Annotated in this window: 22 protein-coding genes; 15 read left to right on the top strand and 7 right to left on the bottom strand. The window is 60.7% G+C overall.

Going from position 1 to position 21,716, the window contains the following annotated elements:
• The first annotated feature begins 3 nt into the window (after positions 1-3).
• From ACSQ9E_RS22155 to ACSQ9E_RS22125, 7 genes are all read left to right on the top strand, one after another.
• Positions 4-912, top strand: a complete 909-nt coding sequence (locus ACSQ9E_RS22155; protein WP_057201358.1) for an alpha/beta fold hydrolase — start codon at positions 4-6, stop codon at positions 910-912.
• A 511-nt stretch (positions 913-1,423) separates the two neighbouring features.
• Entirely contained in the window at positions 1,424-3,844 is a 2,421-nt protein-coding gene (locus ACSQ9E_RS22150; RefSeq protein ID WP_057201357.1) for a catalase, read from the top strand.
• A gap of 51 nt (positions 3,845-3,895) precedes the next feature.
• Entirely contained in the window at positions 3,896-4,396 is a 501-nt protein-coding gene (locus ACSQ9E_RS22145) for a DUF4142 domain-containing protein (protein WP_057201356.1), read from the top strand.
• A gap of 48 nt (positions 4,397-4,444) precedes the next feature.
• Positions 4,445-4,768: a hypothetical protein gene (locus ACSQ9E_RS22140; protein ID WP_157412432.1), complete on the top strand. Its 324-nt coding sequence runs from the start codon at positions 4,445-4,447 to the stop codon at positions 4,766-4,768.
• A 1,225-nt stretch (positions 4,769-5,993) separates the two neighbouring features.
• Positions 5,994-6,563, top strand: a complete 570-nt coding sequence (locus ACSQ9E_RS22135) for a heme NO-binding domain-containing protein (RefSeq protein WP_057201354.1) — start codon at positions 5,994-5,996, stop codon at positions 6,561-6,563.
• Positions 6,563-9,217 (top strand): EAL domain-containing protein, encoded by a 2,655-nt coding sequence (locus tag ACSQ9E_RS22130; RefSeq protein ID WP_057201353.1) that lies wholly within the window; start codon positions 6,563-6,565, stop codon positions 9,215-9,217. Before ACSQ9E_RS22135 ends, ACSQ9E_RS22130 begins: the two co-directional genes overlap by 1 nt.
• A gap of 405 nt (positions 9,218-9,622) precedes the next feature.
• The gene (locus ACSQ9E_RS22125) at positions 9,623-9,847 is read left to right on the top strand and encodes a hypothetical protein (RefSeq protein WP_436219194.1); all 225 of its coding nucleotides are present in this window, start codon (positions 9,623-9,625) and stop codon (positions 9,845-9,847) included.
• 147 nt (positions 9,848-9,994) lie between these two features.
• Here ACSQ9E_RS22125 and ACSQ9E_RS22120 read toward each other — a convergent pair whose 3' ends face one another.
• From ACSQ9E_RS22120 to ACSQ9E_RS22110, 3 genes are read right to left on the bottom strand one after another with little or no spacing between them, the layout of a single operon-like run.
• Positions 9,995-12,334, bottom strand: coding sequence for a xanthine dehydrogenase family protein molybdopterin-binding subunit (locus tag ACSQ9E_RS22120; protein ID WP_057201351.1), 2,340 nt, complete (start codon positions 12,332-12,334; stop codon positions 9,995-9,997).
• Positions 12,331-13,368, bottom strand: coding sequence for an FAD binding domain-containing protein (locus ACSQ9E_RS22115; protein WP_057201350.1), 1,038 nt, complete (start codon positions 13,366-13,368; stop codon positions 12,331-12,333). Before ACSQ9E_RS22115 ends, ACSQ9E_RS22120 begins: the two co-directional genes overlap by 4 nt.
• Complete coding sequence (locus tag ACSQ9E_RS22110; RefSeq protein WP_200961091.1) at positions 13,365-13,841, bottom strand: (2Fe-2S)-binding protein; 477 nt, start codon at positions 13,839-13,841, stop codon at positions 13,365-13,367. The genes ACSQ9E_RS22115 and ACSQ9E_RS22110 overlap by 4 nt, the downstream gene beginning before the upstream one ends.
• Positions 13,842-14,053: 212 nt before the next feature.
• Here ACSQ9E_RS22110 and ACSQ9E_RS22105 point away from each other — a divergent pair, with 212 nt between their 5' ends.
• Positions 14,054-14,239 (top strand): hypothetical protein, encoded by a 186-nt coding sequence (locus ACSQ9E_RS22105; RefSeq protein ID WP_157412429.1) that lies wholly within the window; start codon positions 14,054-14,056, stop codon positions 14,237-14,239.
• Between the two features lie 155 nt (positions 14,240-14,394).
• On the opposite strand, the gene ACSQ9E_RS22100 is transcribed toward ACSQ9E_RS22105, so the two are convergent.
• Together ACSQ9E_RS22100 and ACSQ9E_RS22095 are read right to left on the bottom strand one after the other, a co-directional pair.
• Complete coding sequence (locus ACSQ9E_RS22100) at positions 14,395-14,640, bottom strand: hypothetical protein (protein ID WP_057201348.1); 246 nt, start codon at positions 14,638-14,640, stop codon at positions 14,395-14,397.
• 59 nt (positions 14,641-14,699) lie between these two features.
• Positions 14,700-15,197 (bottom strand): hypothetical protein, encoded by a 498-nt coding sequence (locus ACSQ9E_RS22095; protein WP_082604096.1) that lies wholly within the window; start codon positions 15,195-15,197, stop codon positions 14,700-14,702.
• A 677-nt stretch (positions 15,198-15,874) separates the two neighbouring features.
• Between ACSQ9E_RS22095 and ACSQ9E_RS22090 the strand changes: the two genes are divergently transcribed.
• The 3 genes from ACSQ9E_RS22090 (at position 15,875) to ACSQ9E_RS22080 (ending at position 17,468) form a co-directional block, all read left to right on the top strand.
• Entirely contained in the window at positions 15,875-16,114 is a 240-nt protein-coding gene (locus ACSQ9E_RS22090; protein WP_057201347.1) for a hypothetical protein, read from the top strand.
• Between the two features lie 108 nt (positions 16,115-16,222).
• Positions 16,223-16,573, top strand: coding sequence for a nuclear transport factor 2 family protein (locus ACSQ9E_RS22085; protein WP_057201346.1), 351 nt, complete (start codon positions 16,223-16,225; stop codon positions 16,571-16,573).
• Positions 16,574-16,883: 310 nt separating this feature from the next.
• The gene (locus ACSQ9E_RS22080; RefSeq protein WP_057201345.1) at positions 16,884-17,468 is read left to right on the top strand and encodes a cysteine hydrolase family protein; all 585 of its coding nucleotides are present in this window, start codon (positions 16,884-16,886) and stop codon (positions 17,466-17,468) included.
• A 187-nt stretch (positions 17,469-17,655) separates the two neighbouring features.
• On the opposite strand, the gene ACSQ9E_RS22075 is transcribed toward ACSQ9E_RS22080, so the two are convergent.
• Positions 17,656-17,916 carry a hypothetical protein gene (locus tag ACSQ9E_RS22075; protein ID WP_436219193.1) on the bottom strand — a complete coding sequence of 87 codons (261 nt, stop codon included), beginning with the start codon at positions 17,914-17,916 and terminating at the stop codon, positions 17,656-17,658.
• A 523-nt stretch (positions 17,917-18,439) separates the two neighbouring features.
• Between ACSQ9E_RS22075 and ACSQ9E_RS22070 the strand changes: the two genes are divergently transcribed.
• Positions 18,440-19,486, top strand: a complete 1,047-nt coding sequence (locus ACSQ9E_RS22070; RefSeq protein ID WP_057201343.1) for an SDR family oxidoreductase — start codon at positions 18,440-18,442, stop codon at positions 19,484-19,486.
• Between the two features lie 60 nt (positions 19,487-19,546).
• Here the strand turns inward: ACSQ9E_RS22070 and ACSQ9E_RS22065 are convergent, their stop codons facing one another.
• Positions 19,547-19,879 (bottom strand): hypothetical protein, encoded by a 333-nt coding sequence (locus tag ACSQ9E_RS22065; RefSeq protein ID WP_057201342.1) that lies wholly within the window; start codon positions 19,877-19,879, stop codon positions 19,547-19,549.
• 186 nt (positions 19,880-20,065) lie between these two features.
• Here ACSQ9E_RS22065 and ACSQ9E_RS22060 point away from each other — a divergent pair, with 186 nt between their 5' ends.
• The 3 genes from ACSQ9E_RS22060 to ACSQ9E_RS22050 all read left to right on the top strand — a co-directional run bounded on the left by ACSQ9E_RS22060 (position 20,066) and on the right by ACSQ9E_RS22050 (position 21,645).
• The gene (locus ACSQ9E_RS22060) at positions 20,066-20,467 is read left to right on the top strand and encodes a hypothetical protein (RefSeq protein WP_057201341.1); all 402 of its coding nucleotides are present in this window, start codon (positions 20,066-20,068) and stop codon (positions 20,465-20,467) included.
• 27 nt (positions 20,468-20,494) lie between these two features.
• Positions 20,495-21,109, top strand: a complete 615-nt coding sequence (locus ACSQ9E_RS22055; RefSeq protein WP_235514372.1) for a hypothetical protein — start codon at positions 20,495-20,497, stop codon at positions 21,107-21,109.
• A gap of 242 nt (positions 21,110-21,351) precedes the next feature.
• Positions 21,352-21,645, top strand: coding sequence for a hypothetical protein (locus ACSQ9E_RS22050; protein WP_235514371.1), 294 nt, complete (start codon positions 21,352-21,354; stop codon positions 21,643-21,645).
• Positions 21,646-21,716: the final 71 nt, after the last annotated feature.

The following is a 21,716-nucleotide window of genomic DNA, read 5'->3' as shown; positions in this document are numbered from 1 at the left end:
CCAATGAAACGCATGGAACCACTTCGTCACGTTCGGGCCGGCGTGCTCGACATCGCATACTTCGAGCAAAGCAACACCGCCGGGCCGCCTGTGGTATTGATGCATGGCTTTCCGTACGACATCCACAGTTACCGAGAAGTAGCTCCTTTGCTGGCGGATGCAGGCTGCCGCGTGCTGGTGCCTTACCTGCGCGGGTATGGCGGCACGCGGTTTGTGAACGCGTCCACCTTGCGATCCGGCGAGCAGGCTGCGCTTGGAGCCGATTTCCTCGGGTTCCTCGACGGCCTTGGCATTGAGCGGGCTGTGCTTGCAGGCTACGACTGGGGTGGCCGGGCCGCGTGTGTGGTCGCCGCGCTGTGGCCCGAGCGTTGCGCGGGTCTGGTCTCGGTGAACAGCTACAACATCCAGAACATCGCCAGGGCCATGGAGCCGGAAGCACCTGAAAAAGAGCTGCGGCTCTGGTACCAGTACTACCTCCATGGCGAGCGCGGTCGAGCTGGGCTTGAGCAAAACCGCAGTGCATTTTCCAAGCTACTGTGGCAACTGTGGTCACCGACCTGGCGCTTCGACGATGCGACTTTCGAGCAGAGCGCTGCCGCCTTCGACAACCCGGATTTCGTCGAAGTGGTAATCCACTCGTACCGGCACCGCTACGCCTTGGTGCCTGGTGATCCGGCCTATGCAAACATCGAAGCGAAGCTTGCCCAGCAACCCGTCATCACCGTTCCATCTATCACCTTGGATGGCGCCGACGACGGGGTGGGTCCGCCTGCGGATGCGTCGGTACATGCAGCACGCTTCAGCGCTCTGCGCGACCATCGAATCCTGGACGGCGTCGGCCACAACCTACCGCAAGAAGCACCTCAGGAATTCGCCATGGCGGTGCTGGAACTAGTCAGGGACAAAGGCTGACCGCGCTGGCGCATCACTTCCGAAATCCAGGCCCAGCCGTTGACGTGGCTATTTGGAAGACTGGCTGCGCCTGCCCTTGATGATTCCAAGTTTGGCCTGCCAGCACTCGGCGCATATCCAGACGGAAGGTCGAATTTCGCATCCGCCTTGGATACTGCGTTGGTCCTTGTGCACAGCACATTCACGCGTTGTGTCCGAGACCCGGCTGTTCGGAAGTTTGAAGAGTGGCTGAGTCATAGCAACATCCTTGATTTAGAGCGAGACTGCAGCTTTTGGGTTCAGGCCCTCGTAGGACAACGCCAGTTGCCCACCCTTCAATACGCGCAGTTTGCCAGCCGCAACAAAACGGGTGACGCTGACAAGTCGCTCGGGCTGACCATCATTTAGTTGCAACTTGGCTGCTCCGCCGGGCTATTTCTTTGTGCTGATCGGTTGAGCCAAAGTCCTACACACCGTCACGGCGAGGACCTTAACCTGTGCCTTCCCCACAACCCAGTGACGAAGGTACACAATGCCCAAAGATCCTACGCGTGCTGCCAAGGGCGCTGCCGCGCCTGTTCCATCAACTGCTGCAGCACCTGCCAGAAATACGGACAGCGCGCCTTCCGCTCTCGGGCCAGCTGCTGACGTTCTCTCTGCGAAGGCGGGAGAAACCAACGACCTCGCCTCCGCGAAACCATACAACGCCAATAAAGCAGGAGAGCATGGTTTCACCAACGGGGTGAGCCCTGCGCCAGGTGCTACTGTGGAGCCGGCCTCGCGGCTGCCATCAGGTAGCACCGTGTCGGAAGCAAACAGCAGTGCCAAGACTGGGACGGTTGCCCCTGAAGGCGTCAATGCGACCATCGCACCGCTCGACCGCGTGCGCGTCGATTCCGCCGGCCAGGTGCTCACCACCAACCAGGGTGTGCCAATCGCCGACAACCAAAATTCTCTCAAGTACGGCGAGCGCGGCCCGGTGCTGCTCGAAGACTTCATCCTGCGCGAGAAGATCACGCATTTCGACCATGAGCGCATCCCCGAGCGCATCGTGCACGCGCGCGGATCTGGTGCGCACGGTTTCTTCGAATGCTACGAACCCCTGACGGACCTCACGCGCGCCGCGCCGTTCAAGGAGGCCGGCAAAATCACCCCCGTGTTTGTGCGCTTTTCTACCGTGCAGGGTGAGCGAGGCTCCAAGGACACGGCGCGCGACGTGCGCGGCTTTGCTGTCAAGTTCTACACTGACGAAGGCAACTGGGACCTAGTGGGCAACAACATGCCGGTGTTCTTCATCCAGGACGCGATGAAGTTCCCGGACCTGGTGCATGCTGTCAAGCCTGAGCCACACCATGCGATGCCCCAGGCTGCCAGCGCGCATGACACCTTTTGGGACTTCGTTTCGCTGATGCCCGAGTCCACGCACATGCTGATGTGGGCCATGTCGGACCGAGGTATTCCGCGCAGCTACGCCACCATGCAGGGCTTTGGCGTTCACAGCTTTCGCTTCGTGAATGCCGCGGGCGAGTCGGTATTCGTCAAGTTCCACTGGAACCCGAAGGCAGGCACCCATTCGCTGGTGTGGGACGAAGCGGTCAAGATCTCCGGCGCCGATCCAGACTTCCACCGCCGTGATCTGTGGGAGCGTATCGAGGCGGGCGCTTATCCCGAATACGAGCTCGGCGTGCAGGTATTCACGGAAGAGCAAGCGGACAAGTTCAGCTTCGACATCCTGGACGCGACTAAGATCATTCCGGAAGAGCTGATCCCCGTACGCCCCATCGGCCGCATGGTGCTCAACCGCAACCCCGACAACTTTTTTGCCGAGACCGAGCAGGTGGCCTTCTGCACCGCGCACGTGGTGCCGGGCATCGATTTCTCCAACGACCCTTTGCTTGCGGGGCGCATCCACTCATATGTGGACACGCAGATCTCGCGCCTGGGCGGCCCCAACTTTCACGAGCTGCCCATCAACTCACCCATCGCCCCGGTGCATAACAACCAGCGTGACGGCATGCACCGCCAGGCCATCCATCGCGGCAAGGTCGCGTATGAGCCTAACTCGCTGGGCGGCGGCTGTCCGTTCCAAGCCGGTGCAGCTCAAGGCTTTGTCTCCGTGCCCGCCAGGATTCAGGCCAAGGAGTCCCAAGGCAAGGTACGCGCGAAACCTGAAAAGTTCGCGGACCACTATACCCAGGCAACTCTGTTCTTCAACAGCCAGACTCCTGTGGAGCAAGCCCACATTGCGGCCGCGTTCCGCTTTGAATTGAGCAAGGTGACGGTGCCAGCGATCCGTGAGCGCATGGTTGCCTCCCTGCGCAATGTGTCCGATGACCTCGCGCAGCAGGTGGCAACGGGTCTTGGCATGGCAGCATTGCCTGAAGCAATGCCCCGGGCGCTGGCTAAAGCACCAAAGCCTGAGGTTTCCAAATCGCCGGCCTTGTCCCTTCTCGCTCGACCAGGTGACGGAAGCATCAAGGGACGCAAAGTTGCCATTCTTGTTGCTGATGGCATTGTTGGCAAAAGCGCGGTCGCGCTGCACGAAGCCCTTTTCGCCCAAGGCGCCGTACCGCGCTTCGTTGCGCCACGCATTGGCCCGGTCAAGACCAGCGACGGTGTGGCGATTAATGCCGACGCTTCACTGGAGAATGAGCCCGGGTTCCTCTTCGATGCACTGGCTTTGCCCGATGGTGAAGCAGGTGTGCAGGCATTGGCGGGGGATGGTCACACTGCGGAATTCATCAAGGATCAGCATCGCCACTGCAAAACCATCTTGGTGATGCCGGCCTCGGCAGCTCTGATGCTCAAGGCGCAGATTCCAGCAACTCTGCCGTCAGGCGACCCGGATCCTGGAATGTTCCTTGGAGCATCGGCCACCGACTTCAACTCGTTCATCCAGGGGATAGCGCGACATCGGCACCCAGAGCGGGAAACTGACCCGCCAATGGTTTAACAGACGGGCCCACTCGGGCCCTTCCTTGCGTCCTTTCACCGGAGATAACTCATGAATACAGTTCGAGTTGCAGCCGCCGCATGTGTGGCCGTTTTGTCCCTTGGCGCTCATGCGGAAGTTAGCAAGAAAGATCAAGAGTTCTTCACCAAGGCTGGTGGTGGAGGGCTTTACGAAGTGGAGGCCGGAAAGCTTGCGCAGCAAAAGGGCGGATCTGAAGCAGTCAAGTCCTACGGCGCAATGTTGGTCAAAGACCATGGTGCGGCCAATGAAGAGCTGAAGGCACTGGCGAAGTCGAAGGGAGCCGTGCTGCCTGAGGCGGTCCCCGCCGACAAGCAAAAAAGGCTGGAGAAGATTGCAAGCGCAAAGGACTTCGACAAGGAATTTGTGAAAGAGGTGGGCATTGATGACCACAAAATGGATGTTGCCCTGTTTGAGAACACCAGTAAGCGCGCCGATGACGCAGAGGTCAAGGCATTTGCCTCAAAGACACTGCCCACATTGAAGGCACACAAGGAACACGCTGAAGGTCTCAAGAAAGCGCACAAGCATTGATGCCGGGAGCGCAAGGCGATTTCGGTGAGTGGAGTTGACCGAGGACCTATGGAACAACATCCAAGTGAAGCGCATTCGCAACTGGCGTCCATCCAAGATTTGGAGGCGGCCATTGCGCGCCAATCCCAAATGCTTGCAGGCTTGGCAGCAGAGGCGGAACGCAATCACTCCACAATTGCTGCCTTGATTGCGCTGGGTCAGGCCCTAGTCGAATCTCACCCCACACCTTCGGCCGTGGCAAAAAGCTTTCTCGACCAGATCGACCTGGTCGGTAGTGTCATCTCGGGTGAGCAGGCAGAACGGTATCGTGACGACATCCAGAAGCTCAACATGTTCATACTGGATGTTGTCAATCGCCGCCGCCATCCTTGATTGCGCTGCGCAGGTTCCTGATTGATTGCACCAAAAGTGAAGCCCACAGACCCGTCCGATTCGACCGCAGGCCTCGCACCGCCATTTAAGTGCGTGTGCAAGGGGGCGGGGGTGATTGTGGGCGCAGCCATCGCCCTCGATATTTTTTGCTTGCTTATAGGCTTCCACTTCTTCGGGCCAAAGAATGGCGAGAGGTGGGGCGCGGCATCCAGGCTGGTTGGGGAAAAACGGCACTGGACCTTGGTTCACCTCAGGGCGCACGATAAATGAGGTCCGCGCCGATTCTCCCCGCGCGCATTAGATGCTGGAGATACGGCGTCCACTGAATATCGAACGTCCGGGAACAACCATCCTGTGGAGTTCGACGGGGTGAACTCGAACCCCCAATGACAGCTGGTGCCGCGGTAAAACCATCGTTTTCTACGGCAGGGGACGGTCTTTGCGATTAGGGTCCACTGCGAGGGACGCCTTGCGATCGCGCTCCCTCTGCTCCTCCACCAACTCTTGCTCTACAGGGTCTAACTTTTCCGCTGGAGTGTCGTCATCTTCGTCCTCTGACAGCGTAGTAGCTGCGGTATTCCGGACATGGCCGGCGACGCGGAAAGGCCACGATGCATTGGGCTTGAAACTGTCAAGATTCATAGTCTTCTCCGGTATAGCGAGTCAGGAGCTCGCACTGGCTATACATTGTTTCAGCTCCTTGAGAAATGGAAGTCAGACAATGCCTTCCAAAGTTAGAGCTCTGCGTGCGACGTCGGTTCGTGTCAGGGCTTGCATGAGTCGTGAAGCCTCCTCGGGCAATTCGCGCGCCAGAAATGCCACCGTGCCATGTTGAGCGTTAGCGACTTACCAGCAATGGCCGAAATGCTTTACCTGGTGCCTTACGCCGGTCTAGAAGGGGTGCCGGTGGCCATCGAGCTGATGCTCGAAAGCGTCGCGCCCCGTTGCAGCATCAGCGTCGAGCATGTGTGCGAGGTGCTAGCCCGACGCAATAGCCCCATCATTCAGTGAGCGCCTCGTGCAAATAGAATCTTTTTGTTACTATTCCTCCAGGTCTCTAACGGGATATGGCGCTTATCTCGATGTGGGTGCCACGCTAGACCGCGTTCCTGAAAAGCTAGCACGGAACATGCACCGAAGCTAGCGTCAAGTCAGCGAGCAACGGTGTTCTAGTGGAAGACGCCGTTCCGCGCCTTGCGGTGCCATGTGATCAAGGAGTCGTGCGATGTATGGACTGGTCAATCAGGCACTCGAGGATTTCGTCGTACAGGGGTTTGGCAATTCAGCGTGGGAAAGGATTCGCCAAGGTGCTGGTATCGACCATGACATGTTTATTGCGATGGACGGCTACCCCGACGACACGACATTTAAGCTCGTCGGTGCCGCTTCGGAGGTCTTGGGCCTCGAGGCTGCGCAGGTACTTGAAGCATTCGGTAAGCACTGGGTTCTCTATACCGCGGAATCGGGCTATGGCGAGATGCTTGCCATGTTCGGTTCGGATCTCCGAGCGTTCCTCAACAACCTGGACAATCTTCACAGCCATGTGGGCATGAGTTTTCCAGCTTTGAGGCCGCCCTCATTCACGGTAGAAGAGATTGAAGGCAGCGCGGGTTTGCTGTTGCACTATCGAAGTGAGCGCGTGGGATTGGCGCCGATGGTGGTCGGGCTTCTGAAGGGCCTGGGTAAGCGCTTTTCTCAGGGCATCAGCGTTCAGCAGACTGCCTTTAAGGGGGCGGACGACCATGACATCTTCCGCATCGACTATGTTGACGTTGACCCATCGCTCGCACAGTGATGTCCGCCCTTGAACTCACGCTAACACCTGAACAGTTCGCAGCTGCGTTCCCTTTTCACGTCGCGTTGGACGAGCAACTGCGAGTGCTGCAGACCGGAGCGGTTCTGCGCCGCCTCTGCCCGGCATTGATAGAAGGCGCCGCGCTCGACGGACACTTCACGGTTCTTCGTCCCGTCCTAAAACGTCTGGACTACGACGCGATCCGCCTGCATGGGAAATCGCTATTCGTATTGCAGCATCTCGCGGGGCCGTTGCGCCTGCGAGGTCAGTTTGTCGTGCAGGATCGGCGACTGGTTTTCCTTGGCTCGCCTTGGGTGGCGGAAATGGTCGACATAGGCCGGCTCGGGCTGTCGCTCAGTGATTTCGCGGTACACGATCCCGTCGTCGACCTGCTGTTCCTCCTGCAGACTAAGAACAAGTCCTTAGCGGACGGGAAGGAGCTTTCGCAACGACTTCGCGCCAGCCAGCAACGGCTTGCAGAAGCCCAGGAGCTGGCGAAGCTTGGCAATTGGGTGCTGGATCCGGAGACGGGCAAGATGGACTTCTCCGAAGAGGCGCGCCGTATCTATGGGTTCACCTCACCCAACGAGAACCCCACTTTGGCTCGCCTAATGGCGCTCGTGCCAGGGGTTCAGCGGACTGCGCTTAACGAGGCGATCCAACAAGCCGCGCAGGGCGATGCCCCTCTCGAGCTGGAGCATCGCGTGAACGCACGTGACGGGGACGAACGGTGGATCCACGTCACCTTGAGAGGGTCCGTGCAGAACGACGTAACCACCGTCCGCGCCGCAGTGCGCGACAAGACTACTAACAAAAGGTCTGCCTTGCGTCTCGCGTTGGCACACGACGTCGCGCAGCATCTGGCCGCAGACGCCGAGCCTGAGGACGCGATGGCTTTCATACTGTCGTCGATTGGCACACAAATGGATTGGGCGGCCGCGGTGTGCTGGGGTGTGGATGCCAACTCCCGAATTCGATGCCTGGGCGCCTGGGCGGCGTTGGAAGATTCGTCATCGCACGAGTTCAGTGCGGACATGCGCGTCTACACCGGAACGCGACCAGACGGAACCCTCGACGCCGCATGGGCCGCCGGAAAACCCCTCTGGCGCGTGATCCACTTAGCCGAATCATCACAGGCTCGGGATCAGTTCGCCGCGCGCTGCGGCCTGAATGCGGCCGTGCTCATCCCGGTCGTTGCCGGGACGCAGCTCGTTGCGCTTGAATTCTTCAGCCGCGCTCCGATCGCCAACGACCGCGAGACAGAGGGTTTCATGCAGTCGATTGCGAGTCAGTTGGCTCAGTACTTGCGCCGAAAGCAAGCCGAGGCAGCGTTGCGGCATGCGGCTCACCATGACGAGTTGACCGGCCTAGCAAGCCGCGCGTTGCTTCAGGAGCAATTGGCTCAGGCCTTGCAGCGCGCGGCAGAGCGGAGAACCAAGGTCGCAGTCCTGTTCATGGACCTCGACCGTTTCAAATCCATCAATGACAGCCTTGGCCACAGTGCCGGCGACGTGCTCCTGCGAGCTTGTGGGAAACGCCTGCAGGAGGGTGTTCGTCTCACCGACACCGTGGCTCGATTCGGCGGTGACGAATTCGTGTTAGTGCTTGAGGGGCTGGACAACGCGGGCGAGGTGCTCGCACCGCTGGCGAAAGTCGTGAGCTTGTTCAGCCGCCCCTTCGAAGTCAACGGGCGCGAGCTGCCAACCACAGTAAGCATCGGCATAAGTCTGTTTCCAGACGACGGGCAGGATGTCGAGACCCTGTTGATGAATGCCGACGCGGCGATGTATCGAGCCAAAGGACTGGGTCCAGGAAACCATCACTTTTACTCTTCGCAAATGAGCGCACAGGGCACCCAGCAATTGGCGCTGGAGAGTAGTTTGCCTCGCGCTCTGGAGAGAGGCGAGCTGTTCCTCGTGTACCAGCCCAAGCTCGATCTGACTACCGGGCTTGTCACGGGTGTGGAAGCCCTGATGCGTTGGAGTCACCCAACGATGGGCCTTGTCTCTCCTCTGCATTTCATCCCTATCGCGGAAGAAATCGGACTGATTGACAGCATGGGGCACTGGGCGTTGGAAGTCGCTTGCCGGGATGCGAGAACGTGGAATGATCAGGGCCACCCCATCCAAATAAGTGTCAACTTGTCGGCACGGCAGCTCAACCGCCCCCTATTGGCCGACGAAGTGGCGCAGGTCCTCGCAAGAGCCGGTCTCCTGCCCGTTCAGCTTGAACTCGAGATCACCGAAAGCGGAGTCATGGACAATCCCGCTCAGGCCGCGCTTAGACTGCGCGAACTACGCACTCTCGGCGTCTCCCTGGCGATCGACGATTTCGGCACGGGGTACTCCTCGTTATCGTACCTGCGCAACTTCCCTTTGAGCACGCTCAAAATTGATCGTTCCTTCATCAAGGATTTGCCGATTGACGCTGACGCTTCCGCACTGACTGCGGGCATCATCGCCTTAGCGCGCAGCCTGCGTATGAAAGTGGTCGCCGAAGGCGTTGAGACCCTGGAGCAGTTGAGCTATCTGCGCGCCAATGGCTGCGATGAAATTCAGGGCTACTACCTCAGCAAGCCGATCACCGCAGACGAAATGAGTCGATTTCTTGAGCGGGATTTGCGCACTTTTGTGACCCCGAGCGTGACGGTTTAGACCCGCGCCGGGGACAAGCAATAGACTGTTCGCAATCGTCCTTGTGAAGGGCTACCAACTCCCCAGCCGCGGCCCCACCCCGGGGCACAGGGTACATACGTCACCCCACTTTCCAGGCTTGCTGAAGCCACGTTGGAACCCTGGCGTTCCGCTTCGGTCGGGACGCCAACCTCCGATCCTCAGGCTGAGTTAACGGCGCGTACATTCGCCGCCCACCTAAAACGTGCCTCGTGCCGCCATCCATGCCGCCAACCCAGATCAGGCGCGCGTTGGGGTGATCGCAACAGATAGACCTCATGAATGTCATGAGCTCCCTGGTCTTCGCGGCATCAGTGGTCGATTTGCATGGTCTGAACTTCAGCGCACGGCGCCTGCTAGGATGCGAAAAAATAAACGGGTCTTGCCATGCCTTTGGAATTGCTGCGTGAAATCGTGACTGGAGCGCTTCCGCTCGAAGTCGCGGGTGAGGTAGAAATCGACAAGGTGCGCGTCCTCGCCGCAGCCGGGATGATTTTGGCTCAGCTGCCCGAAGTGGACCAACCCGGAACAGCACAGGTGCTTGAAGTAACTGGCTTTGGACGCGCGACGTTGAAGGCCAAAGGCGGCCCTCGCTCGAATACTGAGGTTTAAGGGCGCTTCTGCCGGCACTCGATCACACTGCCGAAGATGTGGTGCGGCGGATGTAAGCGCCCATAGGCAACTGTGCCAGTAGTGCAGGAACCTATTGATGATGCTTATTGCCATTACCGTACCACGGCGACCTTCTTTCTGGCCCATTCAAGCGTTCGGATTGGGTGCGCTGAACGGGTAGTCGCTTTGCTGCGCTGGGTCGTCGAGCTGCATGACCTTGTCCGGCGTCATCGGCGTACTTCGCACGCGCTTGCCGGTGGCATGAAAGATGGCGTTGGAGATGGCAGCAGCGACGCCCACCTGGCCGATTTCACCCACCCCTTTGGCGCCAAGCCGGCTCACGATCCGGTCATCCTCATCGACGAAGATCACGTCAATGTCGTGGATGTCCGCCTGCACCGGGATGTGGTACTCGGCAAAGCTGTGGTTCATGAAGCGACCCAGTGAGTTGTCGGAATGGGCTTCCTCATGAAGAGCCTGGCTGATGCCCCACACCACGCCGCCGTAGATCTGGCTGCGGGCCGTCTTTGCGCTGATGATGCGGCCGGCTGCAATGGCGCTCACCACGCGCGTCACACGGACGGTGCCCAGCTCTTCGTCCACCCGCACCTCGCAGAACACCGCAGAGTGGGTAGCCCTCGAATATTTGCGCTGCTTGAGCATGTGCGGCAGCATCAGGTACTTCTCTTCAAGAGGCTCGCCGCCAGCAGCTGCAAGGATCTGCGAAAGGGGCAGCTGCGCTCCTGACACCCCCTTCAAGCGCAGAGTGCCGCGAAAGAACTCCACGTCTGCGAAGCGCGCCTTGGCAAACGGCGAATCGTCCAGGCCGCGCGCAATCTTGAACAGCCTCTTTTGCAGCTTTTCACACACTCCTTCCACGGCCGACCCCACCGTGGCCACGTGCGATGAGCCCCCCTCGATGGGCGCGACCGGTAGGGTGGAGTCTCCGAGCTTGAAGGTCACGTTCTCTAGCGGCAGACCAAGGGCCGCGGCGGCAATCTGCGCCATCACGGTGTAGGTGCCCGTGCCAATGTCGCTCGCAGCGCTGCTTACTTCCAGTCTGCCGTCAGAGTGGAGCACTGCCCGGGCGCGGGCGAACATCTGCATCGCATCCCAGACACCCGTCGCCATGCCCCAGCCGACCAATTCGTTTCCCTCCCGCATGGAGCGTGGCTTCAGCGGGCGTTTTGCCCAGCCGAAGCGCTCGGCGCCCTGTGCATAGCAGGCCCTCAGCTCCTTGGTGGAATGTGGCAGGTCCCTGGACGGGTCGCGCTCGGCATAGTTCTTCAACCGCAGCGCCAGGGGGTCCATCCTGAGCGCGTAGGAGAGTTCGTCCATCGCGATTTCGAGCGCGTGCACGCCATGGGCGGCGCCGGGTGCGCGCATGTCGATGGGGCTGTAGCGGTCTAGGTCAACGAGCTTGTACTCCAGGCGAACGTTGTCGCTCGTGTACAGCTGGCCCGACCAGTTGACCACCACCTCGACGTAGTCTTCCAGGCGCGATGTCTCTGCAACCGCCTCGTGGATGACGGATTGAAGCTTTCCATCGTGGTCGGCGGCGAGCCGCACGCGCTGCACGGTTTCCGGCCGGTGCCCGAAGGTGAACATCTGCTGGCGGGTCAGCACGAGCCGTACGGACCGCTCGGCATGGAGCGAAGCCATGACCGCGAGGATGAGGTTGTACTGCGGCCGCAGTCCCGATCCGAAGGCACCCCCGACAAATGGATTCTTGACCGTGACCTTGTCCTTACCCAGGCCAAACACACGCGATACCACCCATCGGCTGTTCTGCGATCCCTGCGTCTTGTCGTAGATGGTGAGGTGCCCTTCCTCGTCGCGGATCACTGTGGTGGCGTGCATCTCCATGGGGTTGTGGTATTCGGCTCCGCTGTAGTACTGCGCATCGATCTTCACTGGTGCCGCCGCAAACGCGGCGTCCGCATCCCCCTTGGGCTTGGGTGGGGGCACATAGCCGGCCTTGAACCCCTTGGGCTCGTGGGCCCGGTGAAGCGCGGCCATCAGGTCGGCTTCATGCTTTTCGACTTCGTACTCGACCTCCACCAGCTGGGAGGCTTCGCGGGCTGCCTCGAAGGTTTCCGCCAGCACCAAGGCGATGGGTTGCCCGCTGTAGAGGATCGCATCGCTGTGCAGGGGCTTGAACGGCGAGCCACCCGGTGCCGTCATGTCCTTGTAGAAGATGTCCATGGACCGGGTTTTGGGCCGGTTCTCATGCGTCAGGATGTCGCGCACGCCCGCCACGGCCATGGCGCGTTCGAGCGCGAAGCGGGCAATGCGGCCCCGGGTGATCGTGCTGTTCACCACCACGCCAAACAGCATGCCCTGCACGAAGTGGTCTGCCGCATACAGCGCTTGGCCCGTGACCTTGGCACGCCCGTCCGTGCGCGAAATGGAGTCTCCAATCTGGACATAGCCCGTTCCGGCTTCCGCCATGGGCTGCTGAGAACTCTGATTGATCGTAAATGTCATGCGGCATCTCCTGTCGCGGTGCTGCCTGGCAACAGGCTGGTTTGCCCGGCCAGGGCCATTTCAAGGGCGCGCACCACGGCGCGCTGGGCCATGGGGATTTTGAAAGCGTTGCTCCCGGGTCCGCTGCCCTGCGGGACCGCGCCAGCCAGCAGGGCCGCACCCGCTTCGGAAAATACCGTGCGCTCGGGCTTTTTCCCCTGCAGCAAGGCCTCCGCCTGCGTTTGGCGCCAGGGCTTGTGCGCAACGCCGCCGACGGCGATTCGTACTTCGGCGATCCGGCCACCCTCATCCAGGTGAAGTGCCGCAGCCACCGACACGAGAGCGAAGGCGTACGACGCTCTTTCCCTGATCTTGAGGTAGGCGCTGTGCCGGGCAAACTGGGGGGACGGGGGAAGCTCGATGTGCGTGATCAACTCGCCCTGTTGCAGGGTGTTGTCGATTTCGGGACGGTCCCCGGGCAGCCGGTGGAACTCGGCGAATGGAATGCTTCTAGCACCAGTGGGGGACTGGACGTGCACCACCGCGTCCAGCGCAGCGAGCGCGACGCACATGTCTGAAGGGTGGGTGGCGATGCACTGAGAGCTAGCGCCCAGGATGGAGTGCTGGCGCGCCAGGTTGCCTATTGCCGAGCAGCCGCTGCCGGGCTCGCGCTTGTTGCAGGGCGTGCCGGTGTCGTAGAAGTAATAGCACCTGGTGCGCTGCAGCAGGTTGCCCCCATCGGTGGCCATGTTGCGGATCTGTGGTGACGCGCCCGAAAGGATGGCAGCCGAGAGCATGGGATACCTGTGGCGCACCAGCGGATGGTATGCCGTGGCCGCGTTGCGGGCCAGCGCGCCAAGCAACACCCCGCCGTGCTGCGTTTCCTCGATGGCGCTCAGCGGCAGCGGGTTGATGTCAACGAGCGTCCGCGGGTGCGCCACGCCCTCCTTCATCAAATCGAGCAGGTTCGTGCCCCCGGCAATGAACGCGCCCTCGCGGCTCGCCGCCAGCGCCTGCGCCATGTCTGTGGCCGCCAAGTAGGTGAAGCCTTTCATTGCGTTCCTCGCTCGCCCAATGCGACTTCGCTCACCGCGCTGAGAATCTGCACATACGCACCGCACCGGCACAGGTTGCCGCTCATGAGTTCGCGCACCTCGTCGCGCGTACTGGCATGGCCCTCCTTCATCAGGCCCACGGCGGAACACAGCTGGCCAGGCGTGCAGTACCCGCACTGGAAAGCGTCATGCGCCACGAACGCCTGCTGCAAGGGGTGCAATTGGCCGTCCCTGGCAAGGCCCTCCACGGTGGTCACCTGGGAGCCATCCCGCATGACAGCCAGGGTCAGGCAGGAGTTGATGCGCTCGCCATTGACCAGCACAGTGCAAGCACCGCACTGGCCATGGTCGCAACCCTTCTTGACCCCCGTGAGGCCGAGCTTGTCGTGAAGGAGGTCCAGCAACGTGACCGATGGCTCGATGTCGAACCTGCGGGTTCGGTCGTTGACTGTCAGGGAAATGGAATGCGGCATGGGGCGGCTCTTTTGACGAATCTGGGACATCGATTCTTATGAGTGGCGCTAGGTGACCCTGTCGGACAACAAGCCATCCCGTTACTCGGCTGCGTAGTTCGGCTGCTGCACGAGATTCAACACCGAGTGGTTAGAGCACTTCTTCACCAAAGCCGGACCAAACGCTATCAACGACATCCCGCCCTCCCGAGGCTCGAATCGCTAGGCCAGCCGTGGAAAACGAGATTTCTCGTCGAAGCGAGCCTGGGCTCGATGGCGACATGGGGCCGCTAGGGGCCCATCCGATGCTGGCGAACGTTGCACTCATGAAGAAGAAGCACTTCACGCTCAGCGAACGCCAGATCCTCGAGCAGATCGGCGATCGCGAACGGAGTACCCGGGCTAGCTGGCAGCGTTGAGGCAAGGCCGCAGCAGCGGACTTACGCGGGCTCATTGATCCGTAACTGCCTGCGCTGATGGGCTTGCATCTTGGGCAAGCTTAAACAGCCGGGATGGTTCTATGCAGCCTTTACAGCCCTCCCACGGTGCATTCTGGTGCACTCGCTGCTGAGACCTACTTGGTATCACCCATCTTGCCTTGAAGCACCGCCAGCAGGTGCTGTTTCGCTTCGGCGAGCTGTGCTTTGTCGGTGTCGTGGACCTTCTTAAAGAATGCGGCGCACTCTGGCGAGCCTGCTGCTTCGGCGTCCTTGATGTACTGGTCGTAGGCCATCAGTGCCTGGGCCTTGTTCTGAATCAAGGTGATCCAGTCGTAGGCGAGGTCGCTGAGAGGATGTGGATCATTGGGTTTTTCTTGCATGGGTTTCTCCAAAAGTTGAGGACAGCAAAGAGGCATTGAAGATGCCCCGCATGCAGTTCTTAGCGACCGTCCTTGTCGGAATCACCGGGAACTGCCCGCTCCACAGCGTTGCTCACCCGGTGCCATGCATCGCGGGTCGCGTGCTTCGCCTTCTCCCATTCAAGTGAAGACCGCCCGCGGATTCCGCCCCAGTCTCTGCCAAGCTCGGGTTCGATGTCTTCGTACGTGCGATTCGGGTACCTGGCATAGGAATCCACGCCATACTGAAAGGCAGGTTGATACTCCTCGTAGGTCGATCCGCTGCCATAAGGACGCGAAGAAAAGTTCTCGCGCCAGTAGGTGTCTTCCGCTGCGGGATTCACTGCCTTGCTGCCCATAACGGCGCCTGCCACGACGCCCACCACTGCCCCTATGGCAGCGCCTGCTGGCCCAGTCAGACCGCCTGCCAGGGCGCCTGCAGCGGCTCCACCGGCAATCCCTCCTGCTGCGCCTCCGACGACGGCGCCAGCGCCAGGTTTGTTCTCGGGATCAAGTGGACTGGTACGAAGCTCGCTCATGATGGTCTCCTTGGGGTCACCCGCAGACTGCTCGATTGAGGCCTGCCGGGCTGGGTTGGAAAACTGTCAAAGTACGGCCTGCAAACGCAGGTGAGACTAGGCAGACACGCCAACTTCCCGGCAGGGATCTCCTACAGAGGGCCCCGCCCGCTGCGCCCTTTCCTACGCGGCAGTTCGCACGATGCCGACACCCATACATTCGTCTGCGGCGCACCATGAATGTGTTCGCCCACCCTACGGTCGGCGCCTCATCAGGAAATGCTATGTCTCAACACCAAACTCAGTTGTCGTCGCAGAACGACGGCAATCAGTCTGATCGCAACCAGGCCGGACAGGTGCCGCCAAGTGGCTTGAACAAAGGCGATCGTGGTGTCGTGGATTCGCCGCCCACGACGTCCGAACAACTGAACTTTGACGATGGGAGTGAGGACCACCCGCGCGGTAACACCAGGCGCACTGGTGGAACTTGGGTTATGCCAGACCACAATACAGGTGATCAAGGCGATGTTGGCAAAGCGCCTAGTGCGGGCTTGTCAGACGGTAACGGCCCCAGCGTTCCGGATCCCAAGGATAAAACGCCTCAGGCCTGATCTGCCAACGGCGATGACTGCGCCGGTTCTACCCTGGCCACTTACCGCCCTGGGTAGCGTCGAGATTCCAATGGAGGATATGCCGCAATGCCAAAGCGCTTATGGACCATCACGGCCGAAAACGATGAAGGCACCGAAATTTATCTCTCGGACCTCTTCGAAACTGAGCCCTCGCGCTCTGCATTGGCCCGAGGCCTCTGCACTCTCGCGATGGAAAAGGCGGGCGGTTCTATACCGGACGGCCGGGAGGGCGCCACAGCGGAAGAACGGCTCGCCGAACTGGGTTACACGATTACCGCCATCACAGGCAAAGACCCTACGCGCTGAGCACCGCGCCACCGCAGCCGGCCTCCGATTTGCGCGTGAGGCAAGGCTCACCGTGGTTTCTGAGATTTCGTGCCGGGGGAGAAACCAATCAAAGCCAGGAGAGCATGCATGAAGGACGCCAACAAGGAAACTTTGAGACAAGCCAACGCGGCCATTTCGCGACTCGACTTTGAGGGATTTCTCGCACTCTGCACCGAGGATACGGAATGGGCATTCGTGGGCGATAAAACGCTGCGGGGCAAGGAAGCCGTGCGCCAATGGATGCCAACGGCGTATCCAGAGCCACCAATATTCCAGGTGCAGCACATGGTGGCCGACGGCGACTGGCTCACCGCCATTGGCGAAATCACTTTGAAGAACGACGCCGGCGAGTTCGTACGGCACTCCTACTGCGATGTGTGGCGCTTCAAGGATGGCAAGCTGCACCAGTTGCAAGCTTTCGTGATTCCTGTGGAGTGAACCGTTGATGTGCTGTCCGCATCTATTGGGTCACCTTCATAACGCCCCTGCGGTGTGCGGCACGGTGAAGGTGCGCGACTGGAATGCGCAAGCGGATGAGGTGCGCGCCCATTGCCATTCGTTCTACCGCGATGGGCACCTCCACATTCATAGAGCCAATCTGGGTATCACTGCCCAACCTACAACGCTGCTGGGGGCTTCCGTCCATCGGTGACGGGACAGGACGTGGCACTGGTCCAGGATCTCCCTGGCCGCCATGAACATGCGCGGCCTGGCAAAGACCGATAACGAGAGTGAAGTGAGTTGAGGAATGCAGCGAAGCTACTTTCAACAGGCCAGAAAACCACATCTTCGGCCCAGCCCGAGGGTGCTGCTGCTGGTGGACTTCATCAATCCCATGCAGTTTCCTGGGGCTGAAAAGCTGGTGCCGGCCGCATTGCAGGCCGCGCAAGCCACAACGCGGCTCAAAAAGCGCTTGGCCGCCAGCGGCGTGACGGCCATTTACGCCAACGACAACTACGGGATCTGGCGCTCGGAATTCAAAGACCTTCTTACCGCCTGCAAGGCTCTGCCTGGGGCGCGCGGGGAAATGGCCACGCTGCTGGAGCCTGGGGACAACGACCTCACCATCCTCAAGCCGCTGCATTCTGCGTTCCATAGCACTCCGCTAGAGCACCTGCTCAAGCAGCTCAAGGCGCGCGAATTGATTGTTGCCGGGTTGGCTGCCGATATGTGCGTGCACCTTACGGCGATGGATGCGTACATGCGTGGCTATAAGGTGTGGGTGCCGCGCGACTGTACGGCCGCGGAGAACGAGGAGTTCAAAGAGGCTGCGCTGCGGCAAATGTCGCAGGTGCTCAAGTGCTCTGTGCGAAAGTCCTCCTCCATTACCTGATTGGAGGACTCACGCTTTGACGGCGTATCAAGACAGTGCGCGGGAAGATGCCAAGCCAAGAGCTTTCACCGCCTCGTGCACGCGCGCGAGATAGCCTTGAGGGTTTGGCAGAAAGACAATTGCTCAGCATTGTTTTGAGCTGCTCGAACCAATACGCTAGCTCTTGGTGCCCAAGCGCCACTGCCGCTCATCCGACACGATGGCTTCCGATAAATCGCGCCACGAGCGGATCAGCGGGTACCTGCGCCAGTGCCAGTGCCAGCTCCGCTGCCTGTGCCCGCTCCGGCGCCAGTACCTGCTCCTCCGCTGCCTGCTCCGGAACCTGCACCCGCGCCTGGTCCAGTTCCAGCGCCTGTGCCGGCACCTCCATCGCTGCCAGGGTTGCCGCTACCAGCGTTTGTGTTGCCAGCAGGGCTCCCAGAAGCAGCGCCTGATGTCGTACTTCCAACGGAGCCGGTACCCGCATCACCTGCCGCTGTGCCTCCGCTGGGCGCCATGCTGCCGCTGCTTGTAGAGCCGGAGGGAATGCTGTCTGCAGAGCTTGGCGTCGGCGCGGATGCTGGGCCCATCGATGAGCTAGGCGTGGTACCAGTCTGCGGGGTCTTGTTGCGATCACAAGCTGTCATCGCAAGCATGGAAGCCGCGATCAGTGGCACAGCGATCCAGCGGCGTGAAACAGGGTTGGAACCTTGGTGAGAATGGGTCATAGTTGTCTCCTTAGAAGGGTAGCAAGGCGCCACCTGCACGCATGCTGAAACTGGCAAAGGTGTTTCAGAGTAGGACGGTGCCGATAGACAGCTTTTTAACCGATGGCTGCTGTCGGTATGTGCCTGTTAGTGGCTTGGTCCTACAGCGCTTCGTGCACCCTCGCACTACAACGATGAACCGCGATCGCGAGCCACGGCCCAGGCGATGCCTGCAAGCTCCGCCTCAGGCGTGATCGCAGTCCCGTACCAACCCGAGCCAGAGCCATGACGACACCTGTAGAAATCTCCCCCAATGCTGTAGTTTCTTCAGCGCCAGCATCTGTCTCAGCGCATCGGGGCATCGTGGTGGTGATCACGGGGGCCTCTAGCGGCATCGGGCATGCCACTGCACTTGAATTTGCCAGCCGCGGTGCCCGCTTGATCTTGGCCGGGCGTGACCAGGAGACCCTGTCACCTGTGGCCATGTCCTGCATGGCCGCAGGCGCCCACGGCGCCCTCGGCGTGCCGACGGATGTCACCGACGCCGATGCCATGGATCGCCTGGCTCAGGCGGCACTGCTGGCGCATGGGCGCATCGACGTGTGGGTGAACGGCGCTGGGGTAGGTGCCATTGGCCGATTTGACGAGACGCCGCTGGCATCGCACCGGCGCGTGGTCGAGGCCAATCTGATGGGCCATATGAATGGGGCCTATGTGGCATTGCGCCACTTCCGCGAGCGTGGGCGCGGCACGCTCATCAATATGATCTCGGTGGGCGGATGGATCCCTGCCCCCTATGCTGCGGCTTACACCGCCAGCAAGTTCGGTCTGCGCGGCCTCTCAGAAGCGCTGCGCGCTGAGGTGTCCAGCCTGCCGCACGTCCACGTGTGCGACGTGGCCCCCACATTCGTGAATTCGCCGGGGTTGTCCCACGGCGCCAACTACACCGGTAGCAACATCCAGCCGCGCATCCCTTTGGTGGACCCGCGCAGGGTGGCGAGTGCCGTGGTATCACTGATAGACCGACCGCGCGCGGTGACCTGGCTCGGTGCGGGTGCGGGACCGGGGCGGCTGGCCCATGTGCTGGCGCCTACCTGGGTGGGTGCCACCATGGAACGGGTCACGCGCTGGGCACTGCGCCGTGCCAAGCCCGCGGCGCGCTCCGATGGCAACCTTTTCTCGCCCTCGCGAGACACCGCTATCGACGGGGGTCAGCGCGACGCTACCCACAGTGCAGCCGCCAACCTCGTGGCGCTTGGCCTAGTAGGTCTGGCCATCGGTCTTTGGGTTGGAAGTCAGCGATCCGAACGGCAACGGACGACCGGGCGCTGAGCTTCGGCACCGGCTCACGCACGCAAGCACCTTTTCTTGGCTGAGCTGCGGGTTGCTAGCCTACTCCCCCAAGCCCTGTTCAAGCCGCTGCACCACGGACTCCCGAAATCGCTGCAGCTGGGTGGCTACCCGGGCCTGCAACTCTAGCGCCACGTCTTCGGACATGGGCTCTGTACGCCGGGAACTCGTGCGCGCCATGTCGATGGCGCCTTCCATGAACTCCTCGAAGGCCTCGGGCTGGTTCAGGAACTGCTGCGCATACAGCATCTCCAGCAGGTAGCGCTGAGCGGAAAGTCTGGCGCTTTGCTCCATCAGCTCCGTGTGAAAGGGTTCGGCCAAGCGGTCAAAAAGTTCTGCCATGCGCTCTGGCAGCTCGTCTTTCGGCGTCGTCATGTCGGTCTCTCCCAGGCTTGGTTATTAGAAAGGCGTAAGGGTTTCGCCTTCACTACTACACAGGGTAGTCGATGGGGAGCGTCCGGTTCGAACACAGGATGTTGTCTGACTTACATCCAGTGCAGGGGGCCCGACCATCGCCTTGTCCAACCAGAAGCTCGTCCTGTCTGCTACTGAGTACACACCATGTTTCTCAAACTAGTTACCGACGCGCCGTATCCGGATGAACGCACCGCCCTGGGAGCGCTCGACGCCGTGCGGATGGTTTGCGCCCTGGGCGGCGTGGAGCCCCTTATGGCTTGGCGAGACCACGTTGCCTTGCAGACTTGGCACGGCCACTGGTCTGCCGATGGCATGGTGTCCGCCGCAGAACGGGAGGGCGCTGCGCTATGGGAGTCGGCCTTGGTCGCCACCCGGCGTGCGCTGAAATTGCCCCTGGGGGCACAGCTCGATATCGAGTTCGTGTTCACACACCGCATGCCTCTGGCCGAGCAACATGGCCCGGACCGCTATCTGTGGCGCCGCAACTGGGCTTGCTCGCTGGATGAATGGGCCCGGACGACCTTGACCAAAGTGCATCGCGTGTAGCTGCAATGTGCCGTGCATGACTGAAGTATGCCCCCCCTCGATTGGCGGGGCTTACCGCGGTCTCATCAGCGGCAGATCTACGAAGAAATCAAGAGCCGTGCAGCGGCGAAAAGGAGGTACTGCAAGCAAAGATATGGTGCGTTTTTGTTGAAGGTTCAGCTGATTTCCATCGACATATTCTCAAAAACATGGCGCATAGCCAAAGCAACTATGAGCAACCTTACTCACCCCAACAGCAAGCGCGGCCTCGATTTCGCACATGTGGCTTTGAATCTGGCCACGCAATGGCAGGGCCCTGTCATCATCAAGGTAAGAAGCTATCGGGCCCTGGTTCTAAGCGGCCTGGAAACCTTCAGGGCAGATGCGCTCGAGGTTCCGCAAGCGACCGGCTTCATCGAACTGATCGGTCCGCGCTCAGGCACCGCCGCGACATCTCTCCTCGTCGGATTCTCAAACCAGGACCAAGGGCCGATCGGCACTTTCGAGCTTCGCAGCAACGAAGCAGTGGGAACCTTGATCCTGCCGGGGAAGCACTTCACTTCCTGGCTGGAAATTGCCAAGGCCCCCAATGCCCACTTCCGAATAGGCGGAGATGGCCAGCGCAATGCGTTGGCGTCAGATGCGGCGCTGCTGCACTTCTAAAACGGGAGTGCATAGAAAACACCCGCAACTGTTCGAGAGTGCTGCGCGCACAAGTGAGCGCATTGATCTAGCTGCTACAAGCAATTCGCCCATGGTCGGGAGGGGTGGAGAACCGAAGCTACGCTGTGTGAACTCGGTGGCGCTGGCATCGGATGTCACCTCGACCGTAGCTCCGTGAACGGTCGCAATCGCGCGCACTACGTACAGGCCAAGCCCCAGGTTGGCCCCCACCTGGGCACTAAATGCGTGAGCGCCGCCGAACTCAAGATGGCCAAGCAGCTTGTTGCCGCGATGTCCGGCAAGTGGAATCCGGCGACTTCAAGGACGAGTTCCGCATCCAGGTGATGAAGCACTTGGAGAAGAAAGCCAAGGCTGGCGAGGGCAAGACCGTGGTGAAGCCTGAAGAGGAAGCGCCACAGTCCGGTGACGAGGTGATAGCCCTCACCGCACTGCTCAAGCGCAGCCTGAAGGGCGGCGCCAAAGACGGCGCTAAAGCACCTGCCGAGAAGACTCCCGCGAAGCACGCGGCTGCCTAGCGGGCTCCAGTGAAAGCCGCCCATCGAAGAAAAGCCAGTTCACCAGAGCTACCAGGCCATGGCGCCAGGGC

It is taken from the genome of Acidovorax sp. LjRoot118, assembly GCF_964253575.1.
Lineage (GTDB): Bacteria > Pseudomonadota > Gammaproteobacteria > Burkholderiales > Burkholderiaceae_C > Acidovorax.
This window is presented reverse-complemented; position numbering and strand designations above follow the sequence as displayed.

What these genes read in the sequence shown, in the direction of transcription:
- ACSQ9E_RS22110 (WP_200961091.1), bottom strand. Translation starts at nt 13,841, where the DNA reads ATGCCGCATTCCATTTCCCTGACAGTCAACGACCGAACCCGCAGGTTC.
- ACSQ9E_RS22140 (WP_157412432.1), top strand. Translation starts at nt 4,445, where the DNA reads ATGGAACAACATCCAAGTGAAGCGCATTCGCAACTGGCGTCCATCCAA.
- ACSQ9E_RS22115 (WP_057201350.1), bottom strand. Translation starts at nt 13,368, where the DNA reads ATGAAAGGCTTCACCTACTTGGCGGCCACAGACATGGCGCAGGCGCTG.
- ACSQ9E_RS22095 (WP_082604096.1), bottom strand. Translation starts at nt 15,197, where the DNA reads ATGAGCGAGCTTCGTACCAGTCCACTTGATCCCGAGAACAAACCTGGC.
- ACSQ9E_RS22155 (WP_057201358.1), top strand. Translation starts at nt 4, where the DNA reads ATGAAACGCATGGAACCACTTCGTCACGTTCGGGCCGGCGTGCTCGAC.
- ACSQ9E_RS22125 (WP_436219194.1), top strand. Translation starts at nt 9,623, where the DNA reads ATGCCTTTGGAATTGCTGCGTGAAATCGTGACTGGAGCGCTTCCGCTC.
- ACSQ9E_RS22120 (WP_057201351.1), bottom strand. Translation starts at nt 12,334, where the DNA reads ATGACATTTACGATCAATCAGAGTTCTCAGCAGCCCATGGCGGAAGCC.
- ACSQ9E_RS22050 (WP_235514371.1), top strand. Translation starts at nt 21,352, where the DNA reads ATGCGTGAGCGCCGCCGAACTCAAGATGGCCAAGCAGCTTGTTGCCGC.
- ACSQ9E_RS22065 (WP_057201342.1), bottom strand. Translation starts at nt 19,879, where the DNA reads ATGACGACGCCGAAAGACGAGCTGCCAGAGCGCATGGCAGAACTTTTT.
- ACSQ9E_RS22060 (WP_057201341.1), top strand. Translation starts at nt 20,066, where the DNA reads ATGTTTCTCAAACTAGTTACCGACGCGCCGTATCCGGATGAACGCACC.
- ACSQ9E_RS22145 (WP_057201356.1), top strand. Translation starts at nt 3,896, where the DNA reads ATGAATACAGTTCGAGTTGCAGCCGCCGCATGTGTGGCCGTTTTGTCC.
- ACSQ9E_RS22085 (WP_057201346.1), top strand. Translation starts at nt 16,223, where the DNA reads ATGAAGGACGCCAACAAGGAAACTTTGAGACAAGCCAACGCGGCCATT.
- ACSQ9E_RS22150 (WP_057201357.1), top strand. Translation starts at nt 1,424, where the DNA reads ATGCCCAAAGATCCTACGCGTGCTGCCAAGGGCGCTGCCGCGCCTGTT.
- ACSQ9E_RS22080 (WP_057201345.1), top strand. Translation starts at nt 16,884, where the DNA reads ATGCAGCGAAGCTACTTTCAACAGGCCAGAAAACCACATCTTCGGCCC.
- ACSQ9E_RS22100 (WP_057201348.1), bottom strand. Translation starts at nt 14,640, where the DNA reads ATGCAAGAAAAACCCAATGATCCACATCCTCTCAGCGACCTCGCCTAC.
- ACSQ9E_RS22090 (WP_057201347.1), top strand. Translation starts at nt 15,875, where the DNA reads ATGCCAAAGCGCTTATGGACCATCACGGCCGAAAACGATGAAGGCACC.
- ACSQ9E_RS22135 (WP_057201354.1), top strand. Translation starts at nt 5,994, where the DNA reads ATGTATGGACTGGTCAATCAGGCACTCGAGGATTTCGTCGTACAGGGG.
- ACSQ9E_RS22130 (WP_057201353.1), top strand. Translation starts at nt 6,563, where the DNA reads ATGTCCGCCCTTGAACTCACGCTAACACCTGAACAGTTCGCAGCTGCG.
- ACSQ9E_RS22070 (WP_057201343.1), top strand. Translation starts at nt 18,440, where the DNA reads ATGACGACACCTGTAGAAATCTCCCCCAATGCTGTAGTTTCTTCAGCG.
- ACSQ9E_RS22055 (WP_235514372.1), top strand. Translation starts at nt 20,495, where the DNA reads ATGCCCCCCCTCGATTGGCGGGGCTTACCGCGGTCTCATCAGCGGCAG.